We start from the raw sequence: 21573 nt of genomic DNA, 5'->3' as shown, positions 1-21573 counted from the left end.
CTTATATCAAAATAAGCCTTGGATGATCAAAAGAGGTGGAGAGATGAAACAATTACTATTAAAGAGTAAACGAGTGTTAAGCAATCACTTTGGATTTTTCGTGTTTGCAGTTATTTTATTATGGTTAAAAACGTATGCAGCATATGTGATAGAATTTAATTTAGGGATATCAAATACAATCCAAAAGTTCTTACTGTTTTTCAACCCGTTAAGTTCAGCAGTTATATTTTTAGGGCTCGCATTATTCGCAAAGGGGAAACGAGCTTACATTTGGTTAATTGTTATTGATTTGCTAATGTCTATACTTTTATACTCAAACGTAGTATATTACCGCTTTTTCAGTGACTTTATTACGTTCCCGACATTAACACAATCGAATAACTTTGGAGATTTAGGTAATAGTATTTTTGCATTGCTACATGTATATGATCCACTATATTTCTTAGATACAATCATTTTAATTGTTTTAGTCGCAACGAAATTTGTAAACCCTAAACCAATCCGTGTTGCGAAGCATAAATTATCACTTGTGTTTATAGCGGGTATTTTATTCTTTAGTATTAACTTAGGACTTGCAGAATCAGATCGTCCTCAGTTATTAACAAGAACATTCGACCGCAATTATATCGTGAAATATTTAGGAGTGTATAACTTTACAATTTATGATGGTATTCAAAGTGCGAAAGCATCAACAGAACGTGCACTTGCAGATGGCGATAGTATGACAGAAGTAAGAAACTATCTTTCATCAACTTATGCAAGTCCAAATCCTGAGTATTTCGGTAAAGGAAAAGGAATGAACGTAATTTATATTCATTTAGAGTCATTCCAAAACTTTTTACTAAACTACAAATTAAATGGCCAAGAGGTTACACCATTCTTAAACTCGTTTATAAAAGATGAGAATACGTTATACTTTGATAACTTCTTCCATCAAACAGGACAAGGTAAAACATCTGATGCGGAGTTTATGTTAGAGAACTCAATGTACGGATTACCACAAGGATCTGTTTTTACAAATAAAGCTCATAACACGTATCAATCAGCACCAGCTATTTTAGGTCAACAAGGATATACATCAGCAGTGTTCCACGGTAACTATAAAACATTCTGGAACCGTGATGAAATTTATAAATCATTTGGTTTTAATAATTTCTTTGATGCGTCATACTATGATATGAACGAAAAAGATGTAGTAAACTACGGCTTAAAAGATAAACCGTTCTTTAATGAATCAATTCCGTTATTACAAACGTTGAAACAACCGTTCTATACGAAGTTCATTACGTTATCGAATCATTTCCCTTATCCGATCGATAATGCGGAAGCGACGATTGAACCAGCTAAAACAGGTGATTCATCAGTAGATACGTATTTCCAAACAGCACGCTATTTAGATGAGTCTGTAAAAGGCTTCGTGGATTACTTGAAACAATCTGGTTTATACGATAACTCAATTATCGTTATGTATGGTGACCATTACGGTATTTCAGATAATCATAGTGCAGCAATGTCTCAAATAATGGGTAAAGAAATGAACTCATTTGAAAATGCTCAATTACAACGTGTACCTTTAATCATTCGCGTACCAGGAATGGAAGGCGGCGTACAACATCAATACGGTGGAGAAATTGACGTGTTGCCAACGTTATTACACTTACTAGGGACAGATACGAAAAATTATGTCCAATTCGGATCAGATTTATTATCACCAGAGCATAAACAAGTCGTTCCATTCCGTAACGGTAACTACGTAAGCCCGACAGTTACTGCACTGAACGGTAAATACTATGATACGAAAACTGGAAAACCTGTAGAATTTACTGATGAAATAAAACAAAATGAACAAATGGTTCAAAAATCACTAAAATACTCTGACCAAGTTGTTAACGGAGATTTATTACGATTCTACACACCGGAAGGATTTACACCGGTCGATCGATCGAAGTACAACTATAACCATCGTGATAAAAATAAAACGAAGGTAAAGACGACTGAAGACGGGGAAACGAAATAAATATTAAAGAGCGCTACTCATATGAGTAGCGCTCTTGTTTGTAAATAGAACGTTGTCATTATATAGAACCATCTTTCGTTTTTTGTTTCATCTTTCCAAAGAATACTACACCGGCAATGATAATAACGATGAATGCCCACTTTATGAAAGGATTACTTTCGAAAAACCCAACGAACCATTTCTCATCTACAATCATTTTTGCAGCAGTATAAGCTAAAACAGCTGCTCCAATTGTAATGATGACAGGAAAACGGTCAACCCATTTTAAAATTAATGTACTGCCCCATACGACTACTGGAATAGAAACTAATAGCCCGATGATTACTAAAGAAAAATTACCATGTGCAGCTCCTGCAACGGCGAGGACATTATCAATTCCCATTAACGCATCCGCAATAATAATGGTTTTAATAGCAGACCAAAATCCTTCTTCAGCCTTAATATCATGATCTTTTCCTTCAGCAATTAATTTGTAAGCAATCCATATGAGAAGTACACCACCAATTAGAAGTAATCCTGGTATTTTTAATAACCAAACAACAACTAAGGTAGCAGCAGCTCTTATAGCGATTGCTCCGATTGTTCCCCAAATGATAACTTTCTTTTGTTGATCTTTCGGTAATCGTCTTGCGGCTAATCCGATTACGATGGCATTATCACCAGCTAACACCAAATCAATTACAATAATAGCAAGTAGGGCAGACCAATATTCAGGTGAGAGAAAGTCCATTTATATATCACTCCTTACGAGTAATATGTGCTAAGCTGTTACGCTGTATTAAAAATTCAAAAGTTGAATCGAAGATAATAATTATAATCGTAAGCAATACATACTTAAAAAGATGGATTCGGTACACATTTTAATCCACCTTGTAAGTACTTAATTTTTAACATTGTTTTTGCTCTAAGATTTACTTTCATATTTTTGAATTGCTACTTTTTTAGGTGTGAAACATGCAATAATTAAAGCAACAAAAGACAAGACTAACATAAATACGTAGGCATCATTTGAGCTGAAGATAGAAGCTAATTTTTTTACTTGTATAGCTGATATGTTTCCACTTTCACTAGATAACTGTAAAGTATGTGAAGTTGATTGGATTGTATATACAGTAATGATAACTGCTGTTCCAATTGCACCTGCTAATTGACGAATGGTATTGTTTACTGCTGAACCATGTGAACCCAGTTCTCTTGGTAAAGCATTCAGCCCCGCAGTATTTAACGGCATCGAAATGAAGCTTAGCCCAATTCGTAAAATAATAGTACGAACCATTACATACATATAAGTTGTAGACTCCGTTAAATCAATTACACCCCACATTGAAATAATTATACATATTAAGCCTGTAATAAAGAGTGGCTTTGCTCCGTATTTATCAAACATTTTGCCCGTGATAGGGGATAAGAAGGCATTAATCACAGCTCCAGGCAAAAGAAGTAGACCGGATTCAAATGCGGTAAAACCACGCCCATTTTGTAAGTAAATTGGTAAAAGAATTAAATCAGCATACATAATCATCGTAATAAGTACGTTAATGATTGAAGTAAGAGTGAAAATTTTATATTTAAATACGGATAAATTTAGTAATGGATCATTAGACTTTATTTGACGTAAACAGAATAAAGTTGTAACGAATATACCGGTGATAATGGTAGTAATAACAACCGGATGATCCCAACCTTTGCTTCCTGCACTACTAAATCCGAATATAATACAACCAAAGCCAATCGTTGATAAAATGACACTTACGATATCTAATGTGGCTTTTGTTGTCTCAGCAACATTCATTAAATATTTAAATGCGAGAATTATAACGATAAATACGAATGGAGCCAATCCGATAAATAGCCATCTCCATGATACATATTCAATTATAAAACCAGATAAAGTTGGAGCGATGGCTGGCGCAAAAATGATAGCGAAGCCGATAGTCCCCATTACACTTCCGCGCTTTTCACTAGGGTATAAATATAAAATAACTGTCATCATTAGTGGCATAATAATTCCTGCCCCAACTGCTTGAATCATTCTTCCTGTTAACAGAACACCAAAGTTCATGGCACATGCACAGAGAACAGTTCCAATAAACAAAGAGAGCATCGAGCTAATAAATAGCTGCCGTGTTGTATAACGTTTCATTAAAAATGCAGTAATTGGTACTAGAACACCATTTATGAGCATAAAGCCTGTTGATAGCCATTGTACTGTTGTAGCTGTTACATCAAATACTTCCATTAAATTACTCATTGCTACATTTAATAAAGTCTGATTGAGTGTTGATAAAAAACAGCCAGTAATGAGGACAATTAATATAATTTTTTTGTTTTTTTCCGATATTTCCTTTTGCATGAGTAAACTCCTTCGTTGTTTCTTGATTTATCGACATTGCGTCGATAAAATAAATGGTAACAAAATAAATTTTCTTTGACCATGAACAGTTTGATTGAAAATGTTTACTACTCGATACTGAAGGTATACACTGTCGAGTAAGTTAAGAGAAAATCTATAAAGGAGTTTTAAAATGTCTACACATAAAAAAGAAGATCCTCGTACAGTTCGTTCAAGAGACATGTTTAAAAATGCTGTTTTTTCTCTTTTAAGTGAGAATCTTAGTATTTCAAGCTTAACGGTTCAGAAAGTCGCAACAAAAGCAGGATTAAATCGAACAACATTTTATTTACATTATCAGGACATTCAAGATTTATTAGACCAAATCACGAATGAGATTTTAAATGAACTTTCTAATAAAATTATTGATTTAATACATGCCGGAGATTTATCAGAAAAACAAAAGCTAACACAACTACTGGATTATTTATATATCCACCGAAATTATTTATTTATTTTATTTAAAATGAATCAATTTGAGGAGCAATTATTTTTATTTATAAAGCAACTAATAGAAACGAGAAGAGAGAATACAAACCAGGAGTTACCTGATGATTATGTTGCAGTTGATATTAAAACGGCCTCATTGGTAGGTATTATCATGTGGTGGATACGGAATGGACTTCATTTTAGTTCAGATTATATCGCAAATCAGATTTATTTCATGTATAAAGGATAATGGTTTTTTAGTATCGGAATTAATAAAATCCATTAAACAAAAGATTCATAGAAAGAAGGGGAGTTTCACATTGTTATTCACTTATCATTGGAACTTAATCCTTCATGGTGTAAGGAAAAAGAATACGAATTTTCTATTAGAATAACTCAAGGTGATAGAGAGGACATTATGCGTTCTATTGAAGAACAATAAAGAAAATTCCCGAAGCGATAAAAAAAGACTCAATAACCTACTAGAGGAAATCAAGTCTTTTTCATTACATACGATTATCATGCCAGAAGTTTAATGGGAAGTGTTCGTTCTCATGATAGGCTTCTAATTCATATCCTCTTTCTTTCAGCCCCTTAATAATACCAGGAACTGCTTGAACAGATTGTGGATGAATATCGTGCATAAGAATAACTTCTGTTGGATTTGTAGCATGAGCTAGAACGTTTTCTACAATTTTAGCTGATGCAGCATCAACAGGCATTTTGTTATATTTCCAGTCTAAAGAATCAATTGTCCAATCCCAAACTTTTAACCCATTTTCAACAACTTTGTTACGAAGAGTTTCGTTTAATCCTGGCATTGAGCCGTAAGATGGACGAGTTAATACTGGTGATTTGCCTAGAACGCCAGCGATTAAGCCTTGATCTTCCTTCATTTCATCTACGTAATGACCTTCTGTGTAAAGTTTCTTGTAGTTATGAGTCATACTGTGCATCCCAACGTAGTGGCCTTCAGCATCTTCACGTTTTACAAGGTCAGGGAAAGCTTTTACGTTTGAACCAATTAGGAAGAATGTTGCTTTTGCATCTTCTCTTTTTAACATATCTAAAAGCTCAGCTGTATATTTTCCGGGACCATCATCAAATGTTAAATAAGCGACTTTTCTAACTTGCCCGTTATAGTGTTTTGGAGCTTCTTTTGGAGCAAGAGATGTTTGAATTTCACTTACCAGTTGAACAGATTTAGCTTCATCCTCTGTACTTGCTAGAGCAGTATGTACTGATCCAAAAGCGGCTTCGTAAGTAAATAATACCCCAGCGCAAATCAACATAGCCCTTTTCACTAAAGTTGTCATTCGAATTCCATTGTGCATAATTTTCCTTCTCTCTATAAAAGTTCTACTCTACTATATTAGCAACTATAGGTAGGGAAATGCAAAAAAACTTTTTTACAAGTGTAAGAAAGTTTGTCCAAAAGTATGCAAGATTATAGTGTTTTGTAAGTTCTAAAACTAGAATGTATAGAGGAGTGGAAAATAGGGGGAGTAACATATAATTTCACATACCGTATTTTTAAAATACATATAGGAAAATCGAAAAATAATGTAGAATATATCGTACATACATATATGAAGTCAACATAAAACAAAAATGAGGTGGACATATGTTACTTGAAGAAGTAATGCAGCAACTAGAAGAATATGGGACAGAACAAACGCGTAAGACGTATAAAAATCATGGAGCGAAAGAGCCTTTATTTGGAGTTAGTTTTGCGAATTTAAAATTATTAAAAAAGAAGATAAAAAAAGATCATGGTTTAGCAATTTCATTATGGGAAACAAAAAATATGGACGCAAGGACTTTGGCGACGATGGTTTTAGATCCAAAGAGGCTTACGAAAGAGCAGATAAATGAATGGGTTGGAGAAGTCGATTATTATTGTTTAATGGACGTTCTGATGACAGCTATATGTACAGCGCCAATCGCGATTGAAAGAATGGACGAATGGACAAAGTCTGATGATGAATGGATTGGAAGAGCAGGCTGGTCTTTATTAGCAAATATAGCGATTAAAAATAAAACGTTACAAGATGATTTTTTCTCACCGTATTTAGAAGAGATTAAAGTACATATACATAATGAAAAAAATAGAAAAAAAGAAGCGATGAATAGTGCCTTAATCGCGATAGGAATTCGTAATGAAGACTTAGAGCGACAAGCGATTGAAATTGCACGTGAAATTGGAAAAGTACAGGTTGATCACGGCGCAACGTCATGTAAAACACCCGACGCTGAAGCCTATATAAAAAAAGCGAGAGAAAGAGCTGAAAAAAAGAAAGTGAAATAAGAAAAGGGGAAAGCCTATGAAACCAATTGAAGCGGCACAAAGCATAATTACATCACAATTCCCGAATTGTGATGTAGCTTTACTCGGAGGAAGTGTTGTACGAGGGGAAGCAACAAAAACATCTGATCTTGATATTGTAATAATAGACGATAGTTTGTCATCTTGTTATAGAGAATCTTTCTATAGTAATGGATGGCCTGTTGAAGTGTTCGTACATAATTTTGAAACGTATAAAACCTTTTTTAAAATGGATTGCGATCGGGGGAGACCTTCGTTACCACAATTAGTTTCAGAGGGGATCGTATTAAAAGGGGAAAATGAAATTGTTGAAAAATTAAAAAGAGAAGCGAATGATTTAATAAATAAAGGACCAGCTAAATGGACCGAAGAAACGATGAAGCAGAAGCGGTATTTTATTACGGATACTTTGGATGACTTTATTGGTGCTACAAAAAGAGAAGAAGAATTGTTTATTGCAAATTTGTTAGCTGATTTAGTACATGAATATGTATTAAGAGTAAATGGTAAGTGGCTCGGAAATTCAAAATGGTTTATTAGAGTGTTAAGAAGATATGATGAGCAATATGCAAACCAATTTGTAGCAGCTTTTGATCATTTTTATACAACGGGAGAAAAAAGAAAATTAATTACTTTTGTAGAAAAAACGTTAGAACAGTATGGAGGACGAATGTTCGAAGGGTTTTCTATAGGAAAATAAAAAGGAGTTAACACAATGAATGTACCATACGTTCAATTAAGAGAATTAACAGTAGCTGATATAGAAGATCGATATCAATGGTCATTAGATACAAAAGTGACAAAGCATTTAGTCGTACCAGATCAATATCCTCCGTTCACACGTGAAGATACGAAAAAATGGATTGAAGCTTGTATAAATCGAGAAAATGGTTACGAACAAAGAGCTATCGTTACCGAGAACGGTATACACATTGGATGGGTAGACCTTAAAAACTTTGATAAAGCAAATAAAAATGCAGAACTAGGAATTGCCATTGGAAATAAAGACTATTGGGGAAAAGGATTTGGAATGGCAGCTCTAAATAGCATGTTACAAATCGGATTCTCTCAGTTCGAATTGGAGAAAATTTGGTTACGTGTAGATGAGGATAATACACAAGCTAGAAAGAGTTATGAAAAGGCTGGTTTTGTTTGTGAAGGGTTAATGAGAAATGATAGATTACGTCAGGGGAAGTTCATTCATCGCTATCGTTACAGTATATTAAAAGAAGAGTATGAATCAAAAGTTAGTAGCATATAAAAATATTATGTAAAATAAAAAGGGGAAGATAAAATGATTCGATTACTTACAAAGGTGGATGCGAAGCAATATTGGGAGTTACGTTTACAAGCATTACAAGTAAATCCAGAAGCATTTGTAACGACTTATGAAGAAGCAGTGCGTCAAGAAAATCCGCTTGAACGAGTTGCTAGTAATCTTTCATCTAACAGTAGTTTTACATTTGGCGCTTTTAATAAAGAAAATTGCTTAGTTGGGGTTGTTACTTTATTAACAGAAGAAAAGGAAGCATATAAGCATAAAGGACATATCGTTGCGATGTATGTAGATACTGATAATCGAAGAAGTGGTCTTGCACGTGATTTAATACGTAAAGCTATTGAAAGGGCAAGAGAAATGAAGTTAGAGCAATTGAATTTAGGCGTGGTATCAACGAACGAACCAGCCAAACGATTATATGAATCAATGGAATTTAAAACGTACGGTATAGAAAAAAATGCTTTAAAGATAAATGGTGTTTATAGTGACGATCAATATATGGTACTGTTTCTTTAAGGGAAGAAGTTTATTATATTACATCCAATTTAAAAAATGAGAATTTTAATTATATTCATTTTTTGTATAGTATTAAGAAGAAACTAAACAAGGGGTTTTATAATGAAAGCTATTGCAGTAGGAATTTTGGCATCATTTTTCTTTGCCTTTACCTTCGTTTTAAACCGGGCGATGGATTTAGAAGGTGGAAGCTGGATTTGGAGTGCATCATTACGGTATTACTTTATGGTTCCAATGCTTTTACTTATTGTCATGTATAGAGGGAACTTAAAGCAACTCTTTCAATATATGAAAAAGAATCCGAAAGAATGGTTAGTATGGAGTATTGTTGGATTTGGCCTCTTTTATGCACCGCTTAGTTTTGCTGGAGCGTTCGGACCAGGTTGGCTTGTTGCATCAACATGGCAAATAACGATCGTCGCTGGTATTTTATTAACACCCTTTTTTGCGGTAGACCCATTACATAAAAAACTTCCAATGAAGGAGTTAGTAATGTCAGGCATTATTTTATGTGGTGTTGTGCTTATGCAAGTAGAACATGCTTCTTCTTTAGGCATTCGTGAAACCATTTTATGTGTCGTTCCTGTACTTATTGCAGCGTTTGCGTATCCTCTTGGAAATCGAAAAATGATGCAAGTTTGTAAAGGGGAGTTAGATGTATTCCAGCGAGTTCTCGGTATGACATTGGCAAGTTTACCATTTTGGTTTTTATTATCTGGTTACGAAGTATCAACAGGTGGGTTACCATCAAGTAGTCAAGTGTTCCAATGTTTTATTGTAGCAGTTAGTTCTGGTTTAATCGCGACAGTACTATTTTTCTTTGCGACAGATCTTGTGAAAGATGATCCGCAAAAACTAGCAACAGTGGAAGCAACGCAGTCTGGTGAAGTTTTATTTGCACTAGTAGGAGAGCTCATTTGGTTATCTGCCCCAATTCCGTCATCTTTATCTTGGATCGGCATGAGCCTCGTTATAGTTGGAATGATACTACATAGTTATGTAGCGGTCGTTGTGAAGAAAGAAGAAAAGATAACAGCGTAGAGAGATTAGCTCTTTTTATAAAGAGCTAATCTTTTTTCATAGAAAGGGATATGAGTATGAATTTACAGCGTGTTGAACAAATTGAAAAAGATATAATTTTTAATGTACTAAAGTATGCCGTCGGTCCAAATGAAATAAGCTTAAAGAAAGCAGTATTATTTTATCAAGGAAGTGAAGGGACATTATATAAATACGAAGAAAAAGCTTGTATAGGTATTGAAGTTATCGGATCAATGAAAGCGAGAATATGTCACATTGCTGTCATGCCAAAATATCGTCATCAAGGAATTGCGTTGCGAATGATAAGAGAAGTAGTAAGAATGCATCAATTGACTTATGTCGAGGCAGAGACAGACGATGAGGTAGTAGAATTTTATAAGAAAATTGGTTTTCAGGTTAAAAGTTTAGGAGAAAGATATCCGGGGATTGAAAGGTTTCATTGTTATTTAGAAAAATAGTATAAAATATGCAAATGTGCATATAGGGTTTAGTTTGAAAAAAGTAATATTTACATTATATAATAAAGGTATCTGGAAAAATATAGATAACAGAAATTAGGTGTATAACACATGAGAATGGATAAAAGAAAATTTATAAAAGTCGCTGCTTCTATAGGAGTATCATCATTTTTATTAACGGGCTGTGGTGATTATGAAGAAGAGACTGTACAGAAAGAAAGTACTGCTGTTAAAACAGATGATGCGAAGCAAGGGAATGAACAAGGAACACTAAATTGTGACGATAAAACTCCAACAACGGAAAATGTAGAAAAAGATGAGTTATGTCAGGAAATTAATCCATCATTTTCATCGTATCACGAAAACTCACATTTACCGATACTTCCATTCGTAGCAGGATATTTATTAGCAAACAGAGCCTCAAATATGAATTATACAGTGAAACCAAATGTAATGAAGAAACCATACACAAGCAATGTTATTCCTTATCGTGAAAAAGATGAAAGGAGAACTGGTGGTAGCGGTGGCGGAGGAAATTACGGCGGCACTAACAGTAACAGCAACTCTTCAAATAAAGTTGATTTAAATAAGCAACCTCCAAATACAACAAATAAAGTGACGCCAGATACAAATACGCCAAAATCATCTACGACACAAACGCCAAAAGTAAATTCTGGTTCAAGTGGAATTGGGAACGCAAAAGCGCCAGCCGGATCATAACACGAAAGGAAAATAGGATCATGTATACAGAACAAGAGCAGAAAGAGTATATGAAAATATGGTTTTCACTTGCGGAAGAGGCTGGCCGAAATGGATTTACGTGGCCGAGTCTGTTAGAGAAGGAAGAGTGGAATCAATATATGGCAACAGGGATGTATCGCATGCCGGCAAACACATATACCGCTATTTCTAAAGCGACAGAAGAAATTATGTATGTGTTATATAGAACATATCAATTTATTGTAAATACGACAGAAGATTTTCAAAAACTTGGATTTCCGCCCGAAACGTGGGAAATTGCGAGAATGAAGCATACTGGTTTGTTTTCATATTTTACAAGGTTTGATTTTATCGTAAATGGTGATGATATTAAATTAATAGAAGTAAATTGTGATACACCAACAGGATATTTAGAACCGTCTGTCGCAAATGAAGTGTTGTGTCGTTATCATGATGTAAATCATCCAAATCATATTGAAGAGCATATTGTGCAGGCGTGGGAACAAATTAAGCATGATTATAATATAGGGCCTGAAGAGACAATATATTTTACAAGTTACGATTGGCACGATGAAGACCGTCAAACAGTTCAATTTTTGAGAAGTTATTGCTTAAATCAGCCCACCGAATATGTGGGAATTCAAGATATCGTCGTTGCAGATGATGGCATATATATGCCAGACGGAGAAAAGATTAAATATTTATATAGACTGTATCCGATAGAGTATTTAGTATCGGACGTCGATAAGAATGGAAAAAGGATTGGTTTACAATTTTTAAATCATATCGCGCAAGGAAGAGTACGAATTATTAATCCACCAGCTGCATTTGTTATGCAAAATAAAAGTGTACTCGCTTTAATTTGGAAGTTGTACGAAGAAGAGGTTTTCTTTGGAGCAGAAGAGCGAAACGTCATTCAAAAATATTTCCTACCAACATATTTTACGAATAAACCATTTTTAGAAAGAAATGAATCGTATGTTTCCAAACCATTATATGGCCGAGAAGGTGGCGGAGTATCTATATACGAAAATGATGAACTGCTAGCTGAAGATAAAACAGAGTATTACTTTGAACAACGGAAAGTATACCAGCAATATATAGAAATGCCCGATTATACAATTGACACTTGGGATGGTCCGTATACTGGTAAATTACTAATCGGCTCGCATTGTATAAGCGGAAGAGCAGCAGGTTTATTTTTACGTGTAGGCGAGAAAATAACGGGAAACTTATCAATGTTTACTGGGGTTACAATTGAAGGGTAAAGCACACAAAGAGCTCATCATTTGTGATGAGCTCTTTCGTCTATGTATAAAATATAGATTGGAATGAAAGCTTATAATTACTGTGATGTAAAACCTTCACCTTCTTTTGTTAGTGTAAACACAATTTAACTATATCCCACATGCTAATATTACCATTTTTATAGATATGAAAAATGATTAAGTTAAAAATTAAGAAAAATATGATAATATATTTATGTATAAGTTTAAATTTTAATATATAGGGTTAGTGGGGGAACCGTTATGAAAATAAATGAAATAGTAGCAAATACACAATTTCCGAATACAATTGAATCCATTACGAAAGATTTAAAGGCATTAGGAGTCCGAAAAGGAATGACAATTATCGTTCATTCATCATTAAGTTCAATCGGTTGGATTTCTGGTGGAGCGGTTGCGGTAGTAGAAGCGTTAATGAAAGTCGTTACAAAAGAAGGAACAATAATTATGCCAACGCAATCTTCAGATTTATCCGATCCGAAACATTGGTCAAGACCGCCTGTACCTGAAGACTGGTGGCAGATTATCCGTGATAATGTCCCAGCATTTGATCCACGCATAACACCAACAAGAGGAATGGGTGAAATAGTTGAATGTTTCCGTACATATCCGAATGTAGTGCGCAGCAATCATCCATTAGGAAGTTTTGCTGCATGGGGAAAGCATGCAGAGGGAATAGTCAGGGATCATTCACTATCAATGAGCTTTGGAGAGGAATCACCATTAAGAAAAATATACGATTTAGATGGATACATATTATTAATTGGTGTTGGCCATGATTCTAATACGTCTGTACATATATCTGAAGTACGTTCTGGTGCACGTGAGTTAATACAAGTAGGAGCACCAATTTTAGAAAACGGTGAAAGAGTATGGAAAGAATTTGTTGATATGGATTACGATTCTGAAACGTTTGTAGAAATCGGTGTACAGTTTGAGCAAAAAGGAACTGTAACAAATGGAAAAATAGGTAATGCAACGTGCCGTATTATGAAGCAACGTGATATAGTTGACTTTGGAACAGAATGGTTTCGTAAGAAAAATCAGTAAGGGATGATTGCGATGAAGGGGAAAAAAGTATTAATTACGAGCGGTGGTTGTTTAGAAAAATGGGATGAAGTACGCGGACATACAAATATGGCAAAAGGAACAATCGGAAGGATAATCGCGGAAGAACTTATAGCAAAAGGGGCACACGTTATATATTTACATGGTTATTTTGCGGAGAAACCGAGCGATGTACATAGAGGGTTAGAGCTACATCCATTTGAAGGAATAATTGATTTACAAGATAAAATGAAGAGTATTATTACGCATGAAAAAGTTGATGCGGTTATTATGGCAGCAGCTGGATCCGATTGGATTGTGGACAAGATTTGTGATCAAGATGGGAATGTTCTTGATATGAATGGGAAAATCTCAAGTGATATAGCGCCTATTATACATTTCAAAAAGGCACCGAAAGTATTAAAACAAATTAAAGAGTGGGACCCAGAAACAGTACTCGTTGGTTTTAAACTTGAAAGTGATCTAAATGAGGAAGAATTGTTTGAAAGAGCGAAAAATAGAATGAAAGAAGCAAAGGCGAATGTAATGATTGCAAATTCACCACATTCTTTATATTCGCGCGGGGCGGTGCACTACGTCATTGGACAAGATGGTAAAGGTAAGTTATGTAATGGGAAAGATGAAACAGCGATAGAAATTGTCAAAAGCTTAGAGATATTATGTAATCGTATTACTGCCTTGTAAAATTTGGTTTTTAGATAAGTATGAATCCGCATAGTATATAAATGAGCGAGACTTTAATCAAATGTGAAGTGTAAACCAATCAAGATCTATACAGAGAATAATTGGTAAGGAGTGGGTTCTATGGAACATTTATTAAAGCAAGCTATTAAACTCCGAGACGAAAAGAAATATGCGCAGTCCAGAGAAATACTTATAGGATTAACACATTTTACGAGGGATGCAGAAGTGATTTATCAATGCGCTTGGATACATGATGTAATGGGTCTTGAAATAGATGCTGTGCCGTATTATGAGCAGGCAATTGCAAACGGCCTTGAAGGAGAATCACTTTGCGGTGCTTATATTGGTCTTGGTAGTACATATCGTTGTATAGGTGAGTATGAAAAGGCGATTACAGTATTAGAAGCTGGGGTTAAGAAATTTCCAGAGAACGATCCAATGAAAGTGTTTTTATCATTAGCAAAATATAACGTAAACGATCATGAATCTGCAATGAAATTATTACTAGAAACTGTCGTAAAAGTAGAAAAGGTAAAAGAATTTGAACGTGCCATTTCATTTTATAAAGACCGTTTAAACGAGGTTTTTGAATAGAGGAGTGACCGTATGAACATATCCATATCGCGAAAGCGAAAAGGAATTTGGGTGGGGCTCGTATCTTTCATTATGTTATCAAACTATTTAGTGTATGCCCTTCCAATTGTACCAGCCGCTCCAAAAGAAGTTGTGCTTGGTTCTTTGTTAGATTGTATAGTTGTAATTCCAGTACTCACGTATTTCTTAATTATTCGAAAGAGATATTCGTTAACCTATATATTTCCTGTTGTAATAGCTGGTTATATATTTGCAAGGTTTATTATTCCAAGTGACTATTTACAAGCTTTTTCATACGTTTCTTATATTATAGTTGCGGGAGAAATTGCATTTGTATGCTTAGAATTATTCCTTTTATATAAAATTGTTAGAATGCTTCCTAACATAGTAAAAAGATATAAAAAATATAAAAGAGAGTATTCTTCATTTTCTTATGCAATTGATGCAGCGTTTGATGCGACTATGAAAAGAGGTACGTTAGTAGATGTTATTTTAACAGAGTGTAAGTTAATCTATTATGCGTTTTTATCGTGGTGTGTAAAAGTACCAGAAGATGAATCTGTGTACTCATATCATAAAAAGACTGGTGCTATAGGTGTTTATATTATGATTATCCACGCAACAGTAATTGAAAGTATCGGTTTTCATTATTTGCTTCATCAATGGAATCCAGTAATAGCATGGGTTTTACTTATTTTAAACGTATATGCAATGTTTTATTTTTTAGCTGAAATACAAGCTATGCGTAAAAATCCAATTATTGTTGCGGAAGAAAAAATAATTATTCAAATTGGATTAGGAAAGAAAATTATTATACCATTTACACAAATTGATAAAATTACGTTTTATAAAGGAGAACCTGTAAAGAAAGAGGAAGAGGTTCTTGACGCAACTGTGTTGGAATTTATTAAGGAACCTCCAACATTTGAAATAAAACTAAAAGAGCCAGTGAAAGCGCAATTGTTATATGGATTTTCTAAAACAGTAAGTCGTGTTCACTTAAATGTGGATGAGGAAAGAAAATTTTATGATGCGTTAATGGAGAAATTGAACCATGAATAATGCTACTAATTTTCATCTTGCGTTTGGTGTGTACGGTATTTGTATCGAAAACTATAACATATTAGTAATCGATAAAATTAGAGGTCCATATAGAAATCGGTATGATCTACCTGGTGGTAGTTTAGAAGATGGTGAAGCATTATTAGCTGGACTTCATAGAGAGATTAAAGAAGAGACCGGGCTAAATGTAACGGTAGTAAAACAAATAGGTACAATTGATTTTCAATTCCCATCAAAATTCAAGGAGTACACACATGTACATCATATCGCAGTTTTCTACGGTGTTGAAAGGTTCGAAGATGAATTCGTAGTACTGGAACAATTTGAAGAACAAGATTCATTAGGGGCTAGATGGATTCCTATCGAAAGCATTACAGATGACAATGCATCTCCGCTTGTATGTAGTGCAGTAGAGTGGCTGAGAACAAATGAGCTTCCATTAGAAGTGAAAAAATATGAAACATGGACAGTGAAAAACTCCTTCTAAAATAAGAGGGAGTTTTTATTGTGTAATTGAGGACCAAACACTTTTTCATCACTATATAAATGGATATAATTAAGACTAAAATTAGCATAAGGGGAACCAAAATAATGAATAAATTACGAACAGCAAAAAGTGAAATTATAGAAAGAAAAATTCGGTATGACTCGACAATAGTAGATCACAATTGTTTAATACTTGAAAAGAAATCGCAAAGTATCGTGTTATTTCATGAGGTGCAATATTCATTTACGATGACTACACATGATTCGAGTTTAACAATACCGAAAGGAAGTTACACCATTGCATACTATTGGGAAGATCGTCCATACAATTTATACATATGGAGAGATAAGAATGGAATGTATGTAGGCTCTTATTTTAATGTTGTAAAAAATACGCAAATAACAGACGAACTAGTGTTATTTGAAGACTTAATTATTGATATTCTGGTACTTCCAAGCGGAGAATACTTTATTTTAGATGAAGATGAATTACCTGAGCCCTTAGAGAGTTTTGAAGATGGTTATGTGGCTGAAGCTCTTTATGTATTAAAGGAAATAATTAAAAAGTCGCTTCCTCAAATGATTGGAGAGACAGAAATGGTGCGGCTAAAATAAAGTTTAATCGATTTGAAAAGAAAATATGTGTGTAATGAAATTGAGTAGTCTTAAGTTATTTTTTTGAGATTACTCTTTTTTGTAGAAATTTTGTTGTTTAGTTTCTAAATGGATTGTTAAATTTAACAACCAAGGTTGACTGAATATAGTTCAGTCAATTATGATTGAATCAGATTCAGTCGTGATAAAAACATAGTAGGAGATGAAGTATGAAAAGAATATCAAAAGAACCAGATGTAAGACGCCAAGAGTTAATGGATATTGGCTTTGAACTATATATGAATAATGGTATGAAAGGATTTAGCATAAAAGATGTTGTTAGTCAGGCTGGTGTAGCAACAGGCTTATTTTACTATTACTTCAAGTCTAAAGAGAATTTTGTTGATGAAGTTTTAAATGACTTTATTGTGAAAAATATGGAGTTAATTGAAGAAATACTTGTTTCTAATGAACGGTCTGTCATGCAAAAGATGAAGGATTCTCTAAATATATTTTGGACATTTATTGAAAAATTAGTACCCTATAAAAATATGAGTTCTTTTCAGACGGAACAACATTTTCAACTGGAACAGAAATTATTCGCGCGAATGCAACCATTAATTCGACAAGTAATTGAAGAAGGGGTAAAAACAGGGGTTTTTAATACTAATAACTCATTATTAGCTTCAGGATTTATTTTATACGGTCTTAGCAGTATTGCTCATTCAGAATTGAAGTTGAATCTAGATACGAAGCAAGAAATGGTTAATTTAGTATTAACTACACTACGATACGATCCAAAGGAAGGAGAATGTATATGAAGATTATTATCGATGAAAAAAATATTTCACAAGAGCAACTTACAAAGTGGAAAAGAGTACGTATTAAAAAAGTATTACATACATTAGGACATAAAGAGGCTAAAATAAATGATACAGACGTTATGATGAAAAAACTAACGGAACGAAAGTTAAATTATTCATACAATGAAATGTATGATAAGTTGAAATCTAAACTTAAATTAAGTGAAATGGGTATGCGTATTTGTACTGTTTTATCTGGCGATAGACGAAAATTTTCAAAAACAAGTATTTATTTAGACGGGATTACGGCAGAAGAAGCGATAAATGGAATTGATAGTTTTATGCTTGAACAATCACGTGAAAATGATCAAGTGAATTTATCAGCTTGTCCGGATCACTATGTACTAAGACCCTTTGGGGAAAATGAATTAGAAGTTATTGAAACTACTGGTAATTCTCCGTTTCCGGTTCAATTTTTTATTGTTTTTGGTGACGAAACGGGAGTGAAAACACCTAGAGATAAGTCTTATCCATACCATTCAACAGGTGTTGCACGTATGAAAGACGGTACTATTATTGGTGGAGTCCGGCATCAATTTAAAGATATAGATACTGGCATAAAAGTAAGTCTAGTTGTAGAGTTCCCGGCACTTTGTCCTAATAGCCTTATTAAATCGCATCAAATGCATTTGGCATGTGAGTTTTCTTATTGGTTACAGTGGATTAAGGACCGTAAAAAAATAGTTTTCAAATAAACAACAGTCAAGATGTTCAAACAAAAAAACTCGCAAGTTATTAAGCTTACGGGTTTTCATCGTAAACAATTAATAAATATGGTAAAATTAAGAGGTAACTTATGGTACGGTTGGTTGTTCAATTATCACTTCTCCAAAGTAGGAGGGGGGTGATAATACATGAGTGAAATTACGTTGTTACTGCAAGGTGGACTGTTTCTCGTTGCATTGTTAACGTTTATTGTCGTCTTAATTGACAAGCTCAAAAAATAACAACCCACCTATGCCTATAGAATGTGGGTTGTTTTGTTTGTAAGAAACAAATAGGATAAATGAACAATCCAATCTGCTAAGTTACGTGGACTAGTGTGTAGCCGCACACTAGTCTTTTTTATTTATATACAATTTTTAATTAGATTATGTGATTGTATTGTTCTTTTCATAATCATTATAACACAGTGTCTTTTCATCAAGAAAGGAGACCGTATGTTCTCATTCTGATTATATAGAAGGTGTTTTTTCTTTAAATAGCCCGTCCATATATTGTTTTAAACTTTGGACATAAAATTCCTGCGTATTTACGTTATTTACGCCGACAATGGGTGATGGAAGTTCATATCGCTTTTCTGATAAATGAACGACAACGTCAAAGATATCAAATAGACGAATGAAACAGAACAGCCCGTCTTTATCGCTTAATAAAATAAAATAATGGTTTTCACTATTTGTATTTAATGTATTCCATAGTGAACTTTTACTTAAGTCACGAACAATGCTCTTTTCTTTCAATTCCATAAAATCGGCATTTGATAGAATGTTAGAAATATCAATTGCATCTTGATCTTCAAAGTAGTCATCAATTGTTTGTACAGCGAAAGTATAAGCCATTTTTAATACGCTCATTTTGTATTTACGGTTATCTAAAAGTAATTCACGTTGAATAGAGCTAGCTACTTTCGTTACACGTTCTTCTTTCCAAATTTCATTATGTAATGAAATATCATGTTTTTTACATAGTTTCATAATTAATGCATTGGAATAAAGTATTTCATCACTTACTTCAATAATATCTGTCTCAGCCGCCGCAAGTTCCTCACCATGTTCATTCGTATAAAGGGGGGAGTCGATTTGTTTTTTCATTTGCTCAATCTTATATTGACTTAACTTATGCCTAATTAAAGGGCGATCAATATTTGTTGTCATTTGTTCATGACAAGTATCACAAATTGAGTTTGTGAAATAATACCCACATAATATTTCTGGGATGACATATTGTTCACTAAGTTCTTTCGTATCTTTTCTGCAAATGATGCATTGTGTCATATTTATCACCTTTACCTGCAAATTTGTATGTAATCTCATTGTAGTGTATTTATTGGCATTTTGGAATATTGTTAAGGAAAATATTATGTGAAATTCATGTTTATTTTGGTACAATATAGAGAAGTGCTAGTTTAAAGGAGGACGTTTTTTTGAAATCGAAAGTGCACTTTTGGACATTAGAAGTGCTGATGGTTGTAGGGATTATATTTATTTGCACAAAAATATCGTTTCTATTTCAACCAATTGGTATCTTCATATCAACATTATTTTTCCCTATTTTAATCGCGTTATTTTTATACTTTGTATTTAACCCTTTGTTAGTCTTTTTAGAGAATAAAAAAGTTCCTAGAAATTTAGCGATTTTACTACTATACCTTTTTATTATCACATTAGGTGGGGTTGCTATTGGAGTAGTCGTTCCAACCATCTCACAACAGTTAATGGATTTAGTAAAAAATATGCCAACTTATATAAAAGAGGGGAAAATATACATACAAGAGTTATCCCATCATAGATTTTTTGAATGGATATCTACACAAAACTACGTTTCCATTGAAACAATTGAAAAAAATGCGATTGCATCTTTAAAGGAAATTCCAAACACAATTACGTCGAGTGCAACGGCTGTATTTGGTATCATCACGAATGTTGCGTTAGTTATATTTACAGTACCGTTCATATTATTTTATATGTTTAAAGATGGACATGCCTTTCCAGGGAAAGCAGTTAGTCTATTACCTGAGTCTTACCGAGAAGAAGGACTTCGTATCATAAAGGAAACGAACGAAACATTATCTGCATATATTCAAGGTCAAGCGCTCGTTTGTTTATTTATCGGTGCCTTTACATTTACTGGTTATTTAATTATCGGTTTACCGTATGCTTTCGTTTTAGGGATTATCGCAGCATTTACAAATATAATTCCGAACTTAGGTCCATTTATCGGTGCAGCACCGGCTGTCATTGTAGGTCTGTTCGTATCTCCGATGCAAGCATTGTACGTAATAATTATCGTAACAATTGTACAGCAGTTTGAAAGTAATATTATTTCACCGCGTATTATGAGTTCAAAATTAAATATCCACCCGTTAACAATTATTATTTTAATTTTAGGGGTAGGTAACTTTGCGGGAATTATCGGGATGATTTTAGCAGTGCCAGTTTATGCAGTAACAAAAACGGTTGTTTCGAACTTAGTGAGATTGTTTAAGACGAAACGAAATAATCGAAAATAGTAATTGTTGACAAAGATACACCGCTTTTTAAGTGGTGTATCTTTGTTTGTAAATTAATATTTAAAAGTGTACTAATATAGTTTTAATATATATTTTTTACATATCAAATTCAACGGTAAGCCTGTGTGATATGATCCCTATAAGACTATGTGGAATCCCTCTGAACTATCCAAATCATTTCTTTACACCGTGCTATCAACATCATAATCGACTCCTTTCAATTTGTTATATTTAAACGATTATAGGTGAGTGTAGTATTTGCTTCTACGATCACGAATTTCATCAATAATTTGTTTATATTGTTGCTCTTGTTTTAATTCATTTTGAGACATCGTTTCTTTTTGAATCGTAATAGTTAAAAAGAAAAGGTGAAACTTCATAAGTGAATTCCTCCTTTCAAATCGGAATTACAGATGACTACAGTAATGACTTTGTCTTTCCTTTACATGATCCATATCCTGATTAATTTGTCGTTCATGAAGTATTTCAGATTCAGAAAATTTATTTTTTTGAATGGTAATAGTTA

Annotated in this window: 26 protein-coding genes and 1 pseudogene; 21 read left to right on the top strand and 6 right to left on the bottom strand. The window is 33.7% G+C overall.

Features of this window, described 5'->3' with window-relative positions; all coding sequences use genetic code 11:
• The first annotated feature begins 43 nt into the window (after positions 1-43).
• On the top strand, positions 44-2017 hold the full coding sequence (ltaS, locus tag COE49_RS05040; RefSeq protein ID WP_088229414.1) for a lipoteichoic acid synthase: 1974 nt from the start codon (positions 44-46) through the stop codon (positions 2015-2017).
• Positions 2018-2075: 58 nt separating this feature from the next.
• On the opposite strand, the gene COE49_RS05035 is transcribed toward ltaS, so the two are convergent.
• Positions 2076-2747, bottom strand: a complete 672-nt coding sequence (locus COE49_RS05035; protein ID WP_088229413.1) for a TerC family protein — start codon at positions 2745-2747, stop codon at positions 2076-2078.
• 174 nt (positions 2748-2921) lie between these two features.
• Positions 2922-4370, bottom strand: a complete 1449-nt coding sequence (locus COE49_RS05030) for a DHA2 family efflux MFS transporter permease subunit (protein ID WP_088229412.1) — start codon at positions 4368-4370, stop codon at positions 2922-2924.
• A 172-nt stretch (positions 4371-4542) separates the two neighbouring features.
• Here COE49_RS05030 and COE49_RS05025 point away from each other — a divergent pair, with 172 nt between their 5' ends.
• A complete protein-coding gene (locus COE49_RS05025; protein WP_088229411.1) occupies positions 4543-5088 on the top strand; it encodes a TetR/AcrR family transcriptional regulator in 546 nt (181 codons plus the stop codon).
• 51 nt (positions 5089-5139) lie between these two features.
• Positions 5140-5280 (top strand): annotated as a pseudogene (locus COE49_RS05020) (WapI family immunity protein); the annotation flags it as partial.
• Positions 5281-5344: 64 nt separating this feature from the next.
• On the opposite strand, the gene COE49_RS05015 reads toward COE49_RS05020, so the two are convergent.
• A complete protein-coding gene (locus COE49_RS05015) occupies positions 5345-6172 on the bottom strand; it encodes a peptidoglycan-N-acetylglucosamine deacetylase (RefSeq protein WP_088229410.1) in 828 nt (275 codons plus the stop codon).
• A gap of 290 nt (positions 6173-6462) precedes the next feature.
• On the opposite strand from COE49_RS05015, the gene COE49_RS05010 reads away from it, so the two are divergent.
• The 17 genes from COE49_RS05010 (at position 6463) to COE49_RS27920 (ending at position 18762) form a co-directional block, all read left to right on the top strand.
• Entirely contained in the window at positions 6463-7146 is a 684-nt protein-coding gene (locus COE49_RS05010; protein WP_088229409.1) for a DNA alkylation repair protein, read from the top strand.
• 16 nt (positions 7147-7162) lie between these two features.
• Positions 7163-7864 (top strand): nucleotidyltransferase domain-containing protein, encoded by a 702-nt coding sequence (locus tag COE49_RS05005; protein ID WP_098840981.1) that lies wholly within the window; start codon positions 7163-7165, stop codon positions 7862-7864.
• A gap of 15 nt (positions 7865-7879) precedes the next feature.
• Positions 7880-8425, top strand: coding sequence for a GNAT family N-acetyltransferase (locus COE49_RS05000; protein ID WP_088229407.1), 546 nt, complete (start codon positions 7880-7882; stop codon positions 8423-8425).
• Positions 8426-8458: 33 nt separating this feature from the next.
• On the top strand, positions 8459-8959 hold the full coding sequence (locus COE49_RS04995; RefSeq protein ID WP_088229406.1) for a GNAT family N-acetyltransferase: 501 nt from the start codon (positions 8459-8461) through the stop codon (positions 8957-8959).
• Positions 8960-9061: 102 nt separating this feature from the next.
• Entirely contained in the window at positions 9062-10000 is a 939-nt protein-coding gene (locus tag COE49_RS04990) for a DMT family transporter (protein ID WP_088229405.1), read from the top strand.
• 56 nt (positions 10001-10056) lie between these two features.
• Complete coding sequence (locus COE49_RS04985; RefSeq protein WP_088229404.1) at positions 10057-10458, top strand: GNAT family N-acetyltransferase; 402 nt, start codon at positions 10057-10059, stop codon at positions 10456-10458.
• A gap of 111 nt (positions 10459-10569) precedes the next feature.
• Positions 10570-11178, top strand: a complete 609-nt coding sequence (locus COE49_RS04980) for a hypothetical protein (protein WP_088229403.1) — start codon at positions 10570-10572, stop codon at positions 11176-11178.
• A 20-nt stretch (positions 11179-11198) separates the two neighbouring features.
• On the top strand, positions 11199-12446 hold the full coding sequence (locus tag COE49_RS04975; protein WP_088229402.1) for a glutathionylspermidine synthase family protein: 1248 nt from the start codon (positions 11199-11201) through the stop codon (positions 12444-12446).
• A 267-nt stretch (positions 12447-12713) separates the two neighbouring features.
• Entirely contained in the window at positions 12714-13514 is an 801-nt protein-coding gene (locus tag COE49_RS04970; RefSeq protein WP_140417296.1) for an AAC(3) family N-acetyltransferase, read from the top strand.
• A gap of 12 nt (positions 13515-13526) precedes the next feature.
• A complete protein-coding gene (locus COE49_RS04965) occupies positions 13527-14216 on the top strand; it encodes a phosphopantothenoylcysteine decarboxylase domain-containing protein (protein ID WP_088229400.1) in 690 nt (229 codons plus the stop codon).
• Positions 14217-14336: 120 nt separating this feature from the next.
• A complete protein-coding gene (locus COE49_RS04960) occupies positions 14337-14810 on the top strand; it encodes a tetratricopeptide repeat protein (RefSeq protein ID WP_140417267.1) in 474 nt (157 codons plus the stop codon).
• A 12-nt stretch (positions 14811-14822) separates the two neighbouring features.
• Positions 14823-15872: a hypothetical protein gene (locus COE49_RS04955; protein ID WP_098945745.1), complete on the top strand. Its 1050-nt coding sequence runs from the start codon at positions 14823-14825 to the stop codon at positions 15870-15872.
• Positions 15865-16359 (top strand): NUDIX hydrolase, encoded by a 495-nt coding sequence (locus COE49_RS04950; protein WP_098945744.1) that lies wholly within the window; start codon positions 15865-15867, stop codon positions 16357-16359. The genes COE49_RS04955 and COE49_RS04950 overlap by 8 nt, the downstream gene beginning before the upstream one ends.
• A 104-nt stretch (positions 16360-16463) precedes the next feature.
• Complete coding sequence (locus COE49_RS04945; RefSeq protein WP_088229396.1) at positions 16464-16973, top strand: ribonuclease FAU-1 family protein; 510 nt, start codon at positions 16464-16466, stop codon at positions 16971-16973.
• Between the two features lie 209 nt (positions 16974-17182).
• The gene (locus tag COE49_RS04940) at positions 17183-17773 is read left to right on the top strand and encodes a TetR/AcrR family transcriptional regulator (RefSeq protein WP_088229395.1); all 591 of its coding nucleotides are present in this window, start codon (positions 17183-17185) and stop codon (positions 17771-17773) included.
• A complete protein-coding gene (locus tag COE49_RS04935; protein WP_098945743.1) occupies positions 17770-18510 on the top strand; it encodes a hypothetical protein in 741 nt (246 codons plus the stop codon). The genes COE49_RS04940 and COE49_RS04935 overlap by 4 nt, the downstream gene beginning before the upstream one ends.
• 159 nt (positions 18511-18669) lie before the next feature.
• Positions 18670-18762, top strand: a complete 93-nt coding sequence (locus tag COE49_RS27920; RefSeq protein ID WP_001290205.1) for a putative holin-like toxin — start codon at positions 18670-18672, stop codon at positions 18760-18762.
• Between the two features lie 228 nt (positions 18763-18990).
• Here COE49_RS27920 and COE49_RS04925 read toward each other — a convergent pair whose 3' ends face one another.
• A complete protein-coding gene (locus COE49_RS04925) occupies positions 18991-19812 on the bottom strand; it encodes an HNH endonuclease (protein ID WP_098253497.1) in 822 nt (273 codons plus the stop codon).
• Positions 19813-19961: 149 nt separating this feature from the next.
• On the opposite strand from COE49_RS04925, the gene COE49_RS04920 reads away from it, so the two are divergent.
• A complete protein-coding gene (locus COE49_RS04920; protein WP_088229392.1) occupies positions 19962-21047 on the top strand; it encodes an AI-2E family transporter in 1086 nt (361 codons plus the stop codon).
• Positions 21048-21286: 239 nt separating this feature from the next.
• Here COE49_RS04920 and COE49_RS04915 read toward each other — a convergent pair whose 3' ends face one another.
• Positions 21287-21427, bottom strand: coding sequence for a YrzI family small protein (locus COE49_RS04915; protein WP_088229391.1), 141 nt, complete (start codon positions 21425-21427; stop codon positions 21287-21289).
• A gap of 27 nt (positions 21428-21454) precedes the next feature.
• A partial coding sequence (locus COE49_RS04910) for a YrzI family small protein (protein WP_141552133.1) occupies positions 21455-21573 on the bottom strand: 119 nt, incomplete at its 5' end.

This window comes from Bacillus sp. AFS029637, assembly GCF_002584985.1.
GTDB lineage: Bacteria > Bacillota > Bacilli > Bacillales > Bacillaceae_G > Bacillus_A.
Note: the sequence above shows the minus strand (reverse complement) of the source record. Positions and strands in the feature narration are given on the sequence as shown.